We start from the raw sequence: 14320 nt of genomic DNA, 5'->3' as shown, positions 1-14320 counted from the left end.
AGCAAACATATTTATAGACCCTAAAAAAACTATACAAATATAAAAGTGGTCAATTACTTTTTGCATATTATTTTGTTTTAATAAAAAATTACTTTAAAGTTAATTCTCCTCTTTTGGTATCTTCAAAAACTGTAAGGTTGCCAATAAGGGCATTATCAAAAAACAAATCGCCAGAAACGAAACTATCTTTAACAACTATATAAAAAGTTGTTTTTATTTTTTTCTTTACTTTAATAAACCTAGCTGTATCATCATAAGGTGTGAAAGCTGGATCGGGTTTAGCCATATATTCTTCGGAGTTAGTTTTTAAAATCATTTTATATAAAGGAAGTTTGATTTTTTTATCAACATTTGATGATATTACCCCATCTATTATTATAAATTTATCTCCTTTATCTAAAATAACACCGCCTAAAAAAGTACCAGCAGTTTTTTTAAATTTAATCTCTGAAATTTCTATTGTGAAGGTAGAATCTAAAACTACTTTTTGAGCTTTAACATAAAAAGCAAGAAATAAAAGTGTAATTAAGGTAACTGTCTTTTTTTTGTAAATCATATCTTTTTATTTATACTATTAATAATCAGTATCATAACTTTACTTCTTTTCAAAAGCGCCATTCTGCCCCATGACCGAAAACACCTAATTATTTCTATTACAACTAATCAATAGTGTCCTTAACATAAAGCTTCTTTTCAAAATATTTTTTATGGGTCTTGATTGTAAGATTAAAAGAGTCTACGGTTATTCTATTTTTATAAAACAACGTTTCTAAAGTTGAGCCTTTAATTGTTTTGTATCCTATTTTATTTGCAAATACACCAAAGCGTGTTTCGTTTGGCCGTTCGCCAAAAGTATCTAACTTAATTTCAGAATTTAAGTACTCATTTTCAATTATTACATCCAAAATTTTGTCTGAAGCATTTATGAAATTAGAACTGTAATATAATTTTCCTACGTTTTTTCCCAATAATAATGTGTCAGGGATTTCCAATGTAAAATACGAACTTTCTTGCTCGTCAATTGTCCCATCAGGCTGGAACTTTATTGTTTGGTTTTTATATATGCTATCTCCTAATATTAGATATTCATTCTTATTTATTAAGTTGCCATTGGAAGAATAATAATTCCACCAACCAATTTTTAAACTGTCATTGTATAATTTTCCTTTCTCTTTAACTTTACCATTCTTGTAATAAATTAAAACGGTATCAACAATTTTGCCTTCTTTGTATGTTAGTTTTTTAAGTAATTCACCAGAATCATAATACTGTTCGTATAAACCATTTTGGACTCCTTTTTCATCAACTTGAACTGTGAATTTCAAGTTACCATTAGAATAATATTCTTTAACAACCTTTTCGTTTTTGCAGGCAAATAAAAAAATTGCGATTAATGTATATTTATATAGTGTTTTTATCATTGTTAATTATCAAAATAATTTCTGTTCCTATATTGACTCTTATGTGATTTTTTTGTTGAGTCGATTTGAAAATTCACTCTTTTTTCTTGACCTGTGAAAGTTCGCGATTCATCTATTGAATCTGTGGTTCGTGTTGGAATATCGTGAAAATATTGCTTTACTATAATAGTCCTCGTAATTATAGTGTTTTTATCACTTGGTGCAAGCAATGGCTGTATAGCGACATAATCTATATGTTCTCCTGCACTCATTCCGTCACTGAAATTTTCCAATAAGTCTACGGCTTTATTAAAATTGGGAGTATGACTCCATCTCGTTATACTTGGCCCTGGGCTACCAGGTATAACCATTTCATTAAAATCCCAAGTACCATATATCTCTCCACTTCCTTTTCTTGACATTTGATTATCACTTCCATTACCGTACATAGTAGAACCACTATTAGCAGTAAAAAAAGATTTTATTTCTGCTAATGTTGTAAATCCTCCTGTTGGTCCAATAGGTATTGGTTGAAACATTATAGGGTTAAACCCTCCTGAACTATCTCCTCCAATAATAACAGTATCTAACATTGAAGCACCACTAATATTCCATCCTAAAAATTCATCATATTGCATTTCTCCAAATTCTGGATGGTTAAAAGTGTCTCCTTGTTTAGCGTCATCAGGGCAAACTGTACAACGCCCATCAGGGTCAACGACACTTATAGGATTGTTACCCATTCCTAAATAAGGACTAAAGAACTCACCAGCTAGGTCAACGGTTAACCACCTCCCAATCCTACTATCCCACAATCTTGCTTCAAAAGAATTTATACCACCACCCAATTCAGGTTCTTTTTCAGCAAATTCACCTTGATAGCCATATCTATAATCTCCTTCGATATTTTTGTTAGGCATTGGCATCCCGAAGGGATAGTAATCTGTTCTGTTAGTTAAAGATAGTGCATTATTACCATCTTTCAAAACCACTGCTCTTACATTACCAAGATGGTCTGTTATCTGGTATACATAGCCTCCTTCCTTTTCATCGGTATAGTATACGCCCAATCGACTTGCGCCATATACTGGTATTTCTTTTTGTTCTACTTGGCCTTGACCTGATTTTGTATAAATAGCCATCACGCTACCTGATACATCACGCACATAATAGGTTACTTCGGCATTGGTACTTAAATAAGATTCTTTTCTAATACGATGGCCTCTGTCATTATAAAAGAAAGCCAATTTTGTTTCTGTAGCAACCTGCAAGTGAATATTGTCTAGATAAATATTACCCCATTGTCCATCCCTTTCAACTTCTACGACAATGGTGTCGGTAGTTGGAGTGAATTGAAAACTGGCATGCTCATCAAAAAAATTATCGCAATCTGTATCATTACATCTCGGCGGTGGGTTAGGGCCACATACCATATCCGGATCTGGAGATAGGCTCGGATTTGGAGAGTTATAGACCTGACTTGCTAGTACATTGCCATTAGCATCTTTGACTCTGATAATTGCTCCGGCCGGAATAACTTGGCCTCCCAGTGTCTGTGAGTGCTGTACAATGACATCCATATCTAGTTTATGCAGTGCATTGGGCACTGTTCTATAATGACCTCGTACCAAGGCAGCATCCATCGATAATGAGACGCAGGATGTATACCTAGTATTGACCACGGTGCACTCAATACCTTCTCCTCCTACGGGAACTATGCCTGAATTAATATAATTAATACGTATCAATGGAATCTCCGATGATCCATTAGGAGCTTCATAGTCCCAATTATTTACATCATTATCTGTGGCCAATGAAAAATCATTTTCATAAAGCGAAGTCCAATCATTAGTGCTGGTCGAGGCAAAGCCATTGATTTTTGTTACCAATCCAGATGCGTTGTACTCATAGGCCATCTCGTCCTGTAAGCTAACCTCTAATTGGCCTATGCTGTTGTAGATATAATTATCCACTGCTGGGCCTAAGTATTGATTTTTTAAATCATTGAAACGTATAGGATTACTATTGTCATTAGTATCTTCAACAGCAGTAAGCTGGTTCTTATCCTCTTTATAATGATAGGTAAATTCATCCATAGCATTGTTGCCATTGGTATCAGTAACCCCATTGCGCTTTAAGGTGACAATATTTCCGTTCTCATCATAAGTGATGTTGGATACTTCATAATCTTGATTAGCGTCTTGGGTAAACTCTGGTTTGTACTTCCCTGTGTTATAAGGCTGCCCTGTATTAATATCTGTGATGACAATTTCTTCTGCATTTGAAGTACCATAAACTGCTCCTGACAACCAATTGTTTTTGTTGTATGAATAATTATAGGTGTCTGCCGTTGGAGCCGATGGGATGGCATTGTTCCACCGAATACTTCCTATATTGCCATTGAACTGATTGTTTGGGGAGGTGCTTGTCAATCCGTAACTTAAGCTACTTTCTTTACGATTGTAGTCGTCTATATGATAATCGATAATCATCCCGAACACATCTTCTTTAAACCCTGTGGTAGAGGGACTATCGTTGCCTGGATCTGTAAACCCTATGACATGTGGTGAATTGATGGCTTTCAATTGACCATTTATATTATAAACATAATCTATTCCTTGGAGGTCTTCAGCGAGTTCAGTACGTCTCAATGCACCAGTTTCGGTATAATAATACTTGGCATTATTGGTAAAGTGAATGTCGTCAGTAGAAGTATTAACCTCTACAAGTTGCCCAGCTGTATTGTATTTGTACTGATGTATGAACCGTTCTGAAGGAACATGTCTTTGATAGTCTACTTTTATGACTTGCCCTGTGATTGGGTCATATGTGTAATCAATGGTGTTGAAACACTGCCCATCTGGTTTTTGCACGAGCCATTTTACACGTCCATAGACATCATAACTGTACCATGTTGTATTGGTTTGAGGGTTTTCTGTTTTGGTTCTTGAGACATTACCATATAAAAACGTTTGCTTATATCCTTTTGAAGGAATATTGCATTTACTCAATAGATAATCAAGACCTAGGTCGGGAACATCGTACAATGTAAAATGTTGCTCTTTGCTATAGGTATCGTTTAGCCCATCGGGACTGTCAGTAAGATTGAGAACCGTATCACTGAACCATTGATAATAATCTGTATTGGTAAAATTGGTATAGGTATCAGGATTTAAGTCCTGTCCATAATACACACCACTCTCTACAGGTCGCCCCATCTCATCATAATTAGTGTATGAGAACTCTTTAGCTGCTTTTTGTTTAACGTTTCTTGAAAAGCGTATCTGCCCATCGGTTCTATAAACAAATCGTGCTTCGCCTTCATCTGGGCTTGTTGTCTGCAACAATTGTCCCAAACTGTTATACTTAAAAGTGCTCTTTACCTCTGTTCCTATGGGTTGAGAAGAGCTCAATAACCTGCCTGCTCTATCATATTTGTTGAGGCTGTAGTCATAATAGTTGATGTTATAGGTCAGTGTAACAGGATTGCTTGGGTTGTACTCATAACTGTTTAGGTCATTGACCACTAAACGATAAAATCCTGAAGGCAGTACTGAAACAGATGTATATACTTGTGTCTCTGTAACAAGGTCATAGATTTTTAATGCCTGACCTGTTGGGTTGTTAGTGATGGTCAGTCCCGAGCATCCTACAGGGATATGAATATCCACAAAACCCTGTTCCTTTATTTTAGAGGTCATCAAGTAAGTCTCCAGCGAAGCATTGTCTTCATTACCACTACGTGCCACTGCCAAGGTATTACCCTCACTATCAATAAATACAACTGTTTCGACACCATGAACATCTCTACTTATAGTTTTTGTAATCCGGTTATCGTTATAAGACGCTATCCCAAAGGCTTTTACTGTAGAAAGCTCTTGGGCCGCAGGCATACTAAAATTATAGCTCTGCATCCATTGCCCATTAATTTTATTGCCTCCCAATACTTTTTTTACGGAACCTGGATTGAGGGTACTATAAACCGTTCTGCTAAACGGATAGGAGGTAACATCTTGATTTGGATAATTAGGATCTTGATAATTGACACTATAGAAGTGCCCCAATGTATTAGGTGTTGTACCCAAGACAAATTGTGGAGTGTCTGGATTGCTCTCAAAATTAGTAGTGGTGTAAATCCCATTAGACTGATTAAGAATAAAATCATTCTTGTATCCAAACGATAATCCTTTTGGAGCGCTTAAACTATTGAAGGCTGGGCGCCCATGGTAATCGTAAAGCGTTTGGCTTGCCCATACCTTGCCAGTCAATATGTCCCAACTCTGGCTCTGGGTGCTCTTGCCTAAATCATTGAAATATCCAACACTCTTGCCTATGGTCTGACCAGAAAAATCATAACTAACACTGCTAACCCAGTTCTTATCCAAATCCGATGGAGAAGGAGGTAATTCTTGAGCAAACAATACTGGTCCGATTATAAAAAATATCCGTAAAAAACTTAAACCATATCTGTAAGTTAAACACATAATAACTAATTTTTGGTGGTGTCAGTAATTGAAATAATTTTACCATCTCCATTTTTCTTAATCAGAATTCCAGGTCTTGCATATTGAGGGTCGTTTGCGACTCCATTTTTTAATTGAGGATTAAAATTTAGCTCTGTATTTGAAACACAATCTAAATAAAACTCATATGTAAATCCTGTAGAACCTAAATAAGTAGGAGTTATACTTACAAATTGTATATACCCACTTGAACATTCATTAGTTTCAACATATTTAATAGTTGGACAAAATAACCCATTACTTTGAGATAAGTCAATAGATGTTAAAATTCCTGTATTGTTATCTATATAACCTGTTGTTTGTGGTAAGGACAGATTAGCATCTAAAGGATGTAAATGAAATTGATATTTAGAACTGCCACATTCACCATGGCATTTTGAAGCTTCAACACCTAAAAGGACTTTAGGATTATTAATATAGTTTAAGCATTCTTCAATATCGTATCCATCATCTGTAGAAATGACTTCTCCAGTACCCAAGTCAGTTACTCGTGCTTTTACAGACCATGTTTTTTGAAAAGAATCAGAAGCGCAGTATTTTGTTGCATAAGGAATAAATTGATTTTGATTACCCACAATCCAATTAGAATATTGCCCTGTTTCGGCATTTATCAACCATTTCCATTCATACTTATAATTCCCAGACCCATCATAAACATGCATAGTGTAGTTTATATCATAGGTATTAAATTCAGGAATACAATTTCTAGATAATTCTTTTAAAGCCAAAGGTTTGTATATTTGATTAATACAGTTATTAATATCTTCATTGTAGTTAATAGATGTATCATTATTATTTTTATAATGATATTTATACTGGCTTACAATTTTAAAACCTCCATTAAATGAACTAGTGTTCTCAACTTCTTTATAAGTTGTTTTTAATCTCCCTGCTGCGTCATATCTATATGATGTTGACATATTATTAGCATCTAAAATATACAATAACTCTTTTGTATCTTTATCATATACAAAACTATTCATACTTGAATAAACTGGGTGCATCCTAAAATCATCAAAATAATATCCACCTCCATTAGTATTAGTCGCATATAAATTGAATGATGTATTTGGGGTTAATTCAACATAATAATTGAACATTTTCCAACAACCTGCACTTACTGTCTCAACTTCAGAAACTACTATCCCATTGAAATTTAACTTTGTGCCAGTATCAGTGCCTGATTGTTGATGTGTCCAAAATGACACTTTGTATTTACCTGGTCTAAAATCCTTACTTAAATCATTAAGACTTGAACTAACTTGACCAGAAACTTCAAATACTTTATCATTTGCAGTATTATTTTTAACAGAATAGGAACCCGTATGGGAAACTTCATTTGTTTGGTAATTGGCTCCTTTAACTTCACCTTCAAAGTAATTCCCAGAAGCAATATGTTCTGCACCTGAGTAATACATTTCTGTATATCTAGCATTTCCGCTAGCAATTACTTTTGTGAATTCATCTGCCATTTTTGAAGACACATAATTATTATTAATATCTTTTGATTCAATAGGTGAAGACCAATGTGTATACCTTGTAACTTCAGATACATTTTGCCAGTTAGAATTAGTAGGTTGTCCTATACCCCAATTAAAATAACTGTTGGTTTCGCTTAAGTTAGTATTATAAGTTCCAGTTGTTGCATTAACTTTATCTTTCCAAATGAAAGTTTTATGCTTTCGCCAGACAGGAAATTCATTACTTGAATTACTCTGATTGCCTATATTATCTCGATACGACCAATCATTGTTCCAAGTGGTGATACTGGCGTTTAATGTTTGATTACTAGTTGCTCCAAGAGAAGTGATATTCATTGCTTCTTGTGTAAGCATATTTTTATTGTTAGGATTTAGTAATTTAGACCCCATACTTGAATATTTCTTATAGGCTGGAATTTTTTTCTCTTTTACTATAGTTCCATCAGATAAGGTTTTTTCAGAAACTGTATAAGTCCCCAAGAATTCGTCTGGTTCAGAGTACGTAATAGTTGATTTTCCGCTTGAGTTAACACTCTCAATGGACTTAATCATACTAACTTTTTCAGACTTAGTTGATAATCCGAGATAATGTTGGTTTAAGACATAAGAAGATTCTACTTCATTTCCGTCATCATCCTCATTAAAATCGAAAACTGTTTTCATTGAAGCATACGTCTCACTAAGTTCACCTGCCCTAGGAACATATGAATTTGTAGTCTTACTCATTAAATGGCCAAACTCATTGAAATCTTCTATAGATATAAGCTGACCAATTTTTGTCAGGTTCTTTTCTATTTTCATATCCTTTGCGGTCATATTTGAAAAACTCATAGATAGTTCGTTAACAGTAGTTTTAAAAATATCATCCCCGTCAATATCCTTCATCTCAATATTTGGATTGAAAATGTCAAATACAGGCTGTAATGTGTAATAATGATATCGTGAACTTGCTATTTCCCTTTCATTATTAGAGCTGTTTACTTCAATTGCTTTCATAGTCACCCACTCATACATAACGCCAGGTCCAGGGAGTTCATTTTGATAAGGTACAAAAACTTCTCCTCTGATAGGATTAAAAGAAGTAATTCCTGAAGTCTTTCCAGTGTAAGGATTTGTATAATCGTAACGAGTTATATACTTTCCCCCATTATTGTCTTTTACAGTTATATCTTTAACCCTAAGTCCACCGCCACTTGTTCCAGGAGCTACTTTATTTGATAATAATTTGTAAGCCATTTTGTGTCGATCTCCTCCGGCAGGCACGTCTGACGGACAGTTTCTTTCTGTACCTTCGTAAATATGAGTTCCTCCATTGCTAGTGCCGCTCATTTTTGCAAACCAAAGATTAAAAACTCTATTTGAGTCGTTACCTCCAATCACATCTGCTGAAACTGGGATATTATTTAACTCAATTACAAGTAGGTCTTCATCTACACTTAAAATTGTAGGATATTCTATTAAATTATTATACGTTTCAGAATTAATATTAATTCGACCTCTATCCGAACTGTTGTTATGTGCGTGTCTAGTTCTACAAATATAAAGATCAATGAAAACTTTCTCACCTACTTCAAAATAGTCTTCAAAGTTAGTTTTAAAACCTTCATTGACTAAATGATGGTTTTTGATACTTATTAGAATGTTATTATTATTGGGATTTCGCTCAATGAAAAATTTAAGATCATTTTCCCAATATCTTCTTCCAAAAGCCTCGATATAAAAATCATCCTCTTCATAATCAACTTCTATTGTAGATCCTTGAGGTGTGGTAATTTCGCTTAAGCTCCAAGCTTCTATTGCATTTTCTCTAAAGCCCCAGTTATCTTTATTAGCGCGAATAAATTCGTACTGTTGAGGCGGAGACATTCCTGGAAACATTTGCGAAAAAATTTGATCATAAAATGTGCTTGGAGTACCAGGTGGTAGCTCTTGTAAGTAATTTTCTTCGTGTACTTCATCTCTTCCATAATAGTCAAATATGTAAGGCGGCATATAATCAAATAGTTGATTTTCATTTGCATTTGAAATAGTGCCTCTGCCATAGATTTTCACACTTTCCAATGTAAGCCTTCCATATTTTTCATTAACAGTACCATTATTAGGGTAAGGACTTGAACTTGTGTAACCAGAGCTAGGAGTTTTCTTTGCTAAATCATAAGAATGTTCAAACTTGATAACCTTATTTGCTTGACTGTAATCAAAACTGGACACATCATTTACATCAATGATGTTGTCGCTTAAATGAAGTTTATGGACACGATTTTGCGGCAGCAAGCCATTCCAAAAGAACCCCCCCGAATAATATCTATTATCTGGAGAAACATATTGATTTACTGTCCCGAGTGAACCATTACCAGTAGTTTTATTGATTGTTATTTCACTCTCGGGTTTATTAACTATAATGATTTTATCTAATTTTAATTGATACTCTTTATCATAAATAGCTGCTTCACGATGTTGAACTACACCTCCTTGAATTTTATCAGTAAATTGTTTATTGGGTGTAAAATTAAATGAATAATCAGCAGAAGAACCATAGGCGTCATGACGTAAATCCTTTACAAAAATTGCAGATTGATTTCTCGAAACTATCTTATCTAAGTAGTATAAATCCTTTCTGCCTTGAACAAAATAACCTGGATCGGATTTTTCAACTTGCTTGTCCATAAAAGTAGAATAATGCCTCCGTGCTTGATTAACTATAGTTCCATCATTTGTGTAATCTCTAGTATCATAAGGACTTCTCCATGTATATGCGTTTGACCACTGTCCATGGTCTAAACGCAACCAATATCCATAATCATCTTCATCTGCAAAATTATTTCCATTTATATCAATATAATCTGGGCCTGTAATAGCGGTCAACAACCAATGTGTTGCATAGGGAGTTGCTTCTCGTTTTGTACTAGAGTTATATTTACTTTCACTTGTAGCTCCTTCAAAATTTAAAAAACTGTGTTGTATCTGCTCATAGTTGTAAACGGGCTGTGCAAAATGATATGTTTTACCATCAGGAGTTGTAACTTTATAGCCTCCAATACCTTCCATTTGATAACCTTGACTATTTCTTGTTAAAAATCCACTAGATGTTTTCAAACTAGCTGGTATCATAATATTGGCACCTGCATCAATTTGAGCATTTGTATAAGTTTCTACATAAGACCCAGACTTTGGTCTACTTGGTAAATCTGATCCAGAGTTGATAAAGTTTGAAATATCAATAGTACTTCCTGTATAATTTGATATTGAAGCTCCAGAAATAACTGCATTTTCTGTTATTTGACCGTCAAAACTAAAATTCAATTTATTAGGGCTGGTATCAGATTGACTCATAGATTTCGTGGGTTTCAATCCCCCTTTTGAGTTGTGATAGAAAACCTTTGTTTTATCACGATAAGTTCTCACAGATCTACCATCATAACCTTCTCCTATTAAAACAGAAGTTTCACCTAAAATAGGTTTTAAAGTTCCTCCAATTCCAGACGCATTTATATCGTAAGAATCATAACCTCCAAAAGTAAAGTTAAGCTTTTCTATTTGCTCTCTATAATCTCCAATAAACTCAACTTCAGGTTGAGGAAGTGATTGCTCATAAACATCACCAAAAACATTTCTTCTTTGATAATCGTCTGTCGATGTATCAAAAGTTAATGGCAGTATATCATTGCCAAGTTCGGTATTGTATAATTTGTCAACTGAACTTCCTGTGGTCAAATTATGATATAATATTCCATATCCGTATTTATTATATCCATTTGCAAGGGTAATTTCAGTCTTTTGATGACCAAAGCCAAAACTAAAAATTCCGATTTGTAAAGGAATATAAAACCCTTTCGTATTATAGCTATAATCACCAGCAGAAAAACTATTCATACTTATTCCAGCTCCACCACTTCGAGTTTCAGTACCAGAACTTTGATTATTAGCACCTACAGAAAATGAAGAACCTAATCCATTACTAGAAATAGAAATACCCATTCCGGCTGATAATCCATAAGCTGAACCACCAAGACCTATATTACCAGAAATCCCACCTTTTTTAGTGTTTCCGCTTAATGATAGAGATCCACCAAAAAAACTTCCTTCATTTGGACCACTTTCAATTTTATCAAAAGCGTCTCCCAAACCAAAACTTTTCATTGCAGCGGAGGCGCTTACACCAAAACTATAATTTCCATTTGTATCTATACTTGCAGATAGTGGTCCAACAGAAGCCGAAACAGAACCAGATATAGATTTGTTAGAGCCCCATGATAATCCTACACCTACTTCTGCTGCCTTGGCAAAACCTACCCCAACATTTACAGAATAAGAATCTATCTCTCCATATAGATAAGTTAAATTTAGCCTTCTCCCATAGCCCCAATCATCAGGATTAGCAACAACTCCTCTTGCTATGGCTCCAGTATTGATATTCCATCCTAACCCTACCCATGAAGCTTCCATGTCCATAGGTATACCTGCATGATAATTCAAGGTTACTGGAAACCCATCTATTTCTAATAATGGTAAGACATATGACATATCACCGCTTGATAAGTTCACCATATCAGTAGCCCCTACTGGCTCAAAGCCAGAAGCCTCAGGAGCATTTGGCCCATTATTGCTAGCAAGCAGTTGATTAACAGGAACAATTGACACCATAAAATTCAGTGTCAAAAACACAGCGATAACTCTGTGCGAAAACTTAGGTTTGTACATGGATTAATTTTTAAATTGTATATATGGTTCTTTATTAACTTTTTGTGACGATACTTTAAAATTGACCTCACCTGTTAGGAGGCCAAAGTCTTGTATGTTGAAATTCAAATATTCCTCTTTTAATTTTTTCTCGTCTCGTTGAAAAACAAACATTAAACTACTGGATTTGCCCATTCCATATAAACGAGGATATACATAATCTATCATTTGAATCGTGTCATTTGATTGGGTATATAAGTGCACTTTTTCGTTCATGCCAAACACCAACTGATTAACCATTTGTCCAAACTCGGCTCTGTTTTTAGGAGTCGTGCTGAGCAATTCTTTATTATTTTTACTCATACTCAAATTAAAATAGAGGTATTTTGAATATTTATCCCTTAATACCTTAACTCTATCTGATATAATACTATCGCCCAATTCTTGCTTTACCAATAAATCGGTCGGTCGGTACATCAACTCAAAATCTATTCCATTGACAGATTTCCGTTGCACATACCCATTCTCTTCATCTTTTAAATACTCCAAAAGTGCTTCTTCATCGGTAAATGCATTATTACTACAATTAACCAAAAGAAATACTATAAAGGTTAAATAGAGAATGTTATATGGTTTACTTTTTACCATTAAACTCAGCATTTAATCCTTCCAAAACTTCTTGTGTTAAATCACTTGCTTCATCGGCAAACATGATATTGCCACCACCACTGGCTCCAAAAATAATTTTGTAGCCTTTAGTCTTTCCATATTCTTTAACATAGTCGTTGATGTCATTGATAACGGTTTGTGTGGATTTTTGATCCTCTTCTTGGATTTGCTTTTGAATGGCTTGTTGGTAGTTATTGATTTGTTGTTGCTTGTTACCTAGCAATTCTTGTTTCAGTTCCAATTCTTTTGCTGTTAGTGAAGAACGCTCTTTTTCATACAGTTGCAGTTCTTTTTGCCAATTGGTTACTAAGCTGTCCACATTGGCATTCATCGTTTTGGCTTTTGCTTCGAACTCAGCTCTAACTACTTTGGTTCGGTCATAGCCTTCCAAAAGCTTGTTAACATCAACATAAACTTGGCTTGAAGAAGATTTTAAAAAGAAAAAAGAACTAATACTTATAATAACTGCTATTATTGAAATTGGGATGGAAAGTTTACTCATTATGTTTGAAAGGTTTAGTTAAAAAAATTACAGCAATTAACTGATTTTAATTTAAAAAAAGGTAAGGTTTTACCTTACAATAAGTAAGGTTAAGCCCTCAATTTATAATTAAAGCTCACGTAATTCTTAAATGTTAAAAAATATTACTACTTGAAATAAAATTTATTCGTTAATATTTTTTATTATTGTTACAATTACAAAATGTTTTGATTCTCCCTAACTCATTTATATGAAAGTATGCATAACATTTTTAACGTATTAATTATCGATGACCATCCTGCTATTATTGATATTTATAAAATCGCATTAGAGCGTCTAAATTCCTTAAATAAGGACTTTTGTTTTAGAGTTGAATCCGCAAACACCTGCCAAGAGGCATTAGAAAAATTGAATTATAAATCAACTGATTACCAGTTTGATTTGATTTTTTTAGACATTAGAATTCCACCATCTGATGATGGTAAAATATTAGGAGGAGAAGATTTAGGGTTAAAAATAAGAGAAGAGCATGATGATGTTAAAATTATTGTATTAACAAGCTATAATGATAACTTCCTTTTAAATAACATTATTAAAACAATTAATCCTGAAGGCTTTTTAATTAAAACCGATTTTGGTTTTGATGAAATTGTTGAGGCTATTAAAATTGTGCTAATTGACCCTCCATATTATAGTCGATCTATTATTAAGTTATTAAGAAAACAAATGTCTAATGACTTTACAATTGATAGTCTTGACAGACAGCTGCTATATCATCTATCTATTGGCACTAAAACAAAAGATCTACCTGATGTTTTGCCACTTTCAATTGCTGGAATAGAAAGACGAAAGCGTCATTTAAAAAATGCATTAAATACTGGCTCTAAAGATGACAATGTATTAATTCAAATTGCCAAAGAGAAGGGGTTTGTTTAATTAAATTACTTTGACAAACACCAAGTAAGGTTTAACCTTACTTTTTATAAGGCAAAACCTTACTTATTTTAATTTATAAGATAGTATATTCATACTTTCATTAAGCAATAAATTTTAAATGACATTAATAAACTTAAGACTAAAAAAAAT

The 14320-nt window shown here is 33.8% G+C and carries 7 protein-coding genes; 1 reads left to right on the top strand and 6 read right to left on the bottom strand.

Going from position 1 to position 14320, the window contains the following annotated elements; translation table 11 throughout:
- Positions 1-88: 88 nt before the first annotated feature.
- The 6 genes from IEW41_RS13930 to IEW41_RS13905 all read right to left on the bottom strand — a co-directional run bounded on the left by IEW41_RS13930 (position 89) and on the right by IEW41_RS13905 (position 13255).
- Entirely contained in the window at positions 89-556 is a 468-nt protein-coding gene (locus IEW41_RS13930) for a hypothetical protein (RefSeq protein WP_188606993.1), read from the bottom strand.
- A gap of 103 nt (positions 557-659) precedes the next feature.
- Positions 660-1421 carry a toxin-antitoxin system YwqK family antitoxin gene (locus IEW41_RS13925; protein WP_188606992.1) on the bottom strand — a complete coding sequence of 254 codons (762 nt, stop codon included), beginning with the start codon at positions 1419-1421 and terminating at the stop codon, positions 660-662.
- Positions 1422-1423: 2 nt separating this feature from the next.
- Entirely contained in the window at positions 1424-5884 is a 4461-nt protein-coding gene (locus tag IEW41_RS13920) for an RHS repeat domain-containing protein (protein ID WP_188606991.1), read from the bottom strand.
- Positions 5885-5889: 5 nt separating this feature from the next.
- Positions 5890-12105, bottom strand: a complete 6216-nt coding sequence (locus IEW41_RS13915) for a hypothetical protein (RefSeq protein ID WP_188606990.1) — start codon at positions 12103-12105, stop codon at positions 5890-5892.
- A gap of 3 nt (positions 12106-12108) precedes the next feature.
- On the bottom strand, positions 12109-12732 hold the full coding sequence (locus tag IEW41_RS13910; RefSeq protein WP_229660230.1) for a hypothetical protein: 624 nt from the start codon (positions 12730-12732) through the stop codon (positions 12109-12111).
- Complete coding sequence (locus IEW41_RS13905; RefSeq protein ID WP_188606989.1) at positions 12719-13255, bottom strand: OmpH/Skp family outer membrane protein; 537 nt, start codon at positions 13253-13255, stop codon at positions 12719-12721. The genes IEW41_RS13910 and IEW41_RS13905 overlap by 14 nt, the downstream gene beginning before the upstream one ends.
- Positions 13256-13492: 237 nt before the next feature.
- Here IEW41_RS13905 and IEW41_RS13900 point away from each other — a divergent pair, with 237 nt between their 5' ends.
- A complete protein-coding gene (locus IEW41_RS13900) occupies positions 13493-14170 on the top strand; it encodes a response regulator (RefSeq protein WP_188606988.1) in 678 nt (225 codons plus the stop codon).
- Positions 14171-14320: the final 150 nt, after the last annotated feature.

This window comes from Aquaticitalea lipolytica, from assembly GCF_014641635.1.
Taxonomy (GTDB): domain Bacteria; phylum Bacteroidota; class Bacteroidia; order Flavobacteriales; family Flavobacteriaceae; genus Aquaticitalea; species Aquaticitalea lipolytica.
The sequence above is the reverse complement of the archived record's forward strand: the minus strand, read 5'-3'. Positions and strand labels throughout refer to the sequence as shown.

Coding starts and splice junctions, on each gene's coding strand:
- IEW41_RS13930 (WP_188606993.1), bottom strand. CDS start 556: ATGATTTACAAAAAAAAGACAGTTACCTTAATTACACTTTTATTTCTT.
- IEW41_RS13925 (WP_188606992.1), bottom strand. CDS start 1,421: ATGATAAAAACACTATATAAATATACATTAATCGCAATTTTTTTATTT.
- IEW41_RS13920 (WP_188606991.1), bottom strand. CDS start 5,884: ATGTGTTTAACTTACAGATATGGTTTAAGTTTTTTACGGATATTTTTT.
- IEW41_RS13915 (WP_188606990.1), bottom strand. CDS start 12,105: ATGTACAAACCTAAGTTTTCGCACAGAGTTATCGCTGTGTTTTTGACA.
- IEW41_RS13910 (WP_229660230.1), bottom strand. CDS start 12,732: ATGGTAAAAAGTAAACCATATAACATTCTCTATTTAACCTTTATAGTA.
- IEW41_RS13905 (WP_188606989.1), bottom strand. CDS start 13,255: ATGAGTAAACTTTCCATCCCAATTTCAATAATAGCAGTTATTATAAGT.
- IEW41_RS13900 (WP_188606988.1), top strand. CDS start 13,493: ATGCATAACATTTTTAACGTATTAATTATCGATGACCATCCTGCTATT.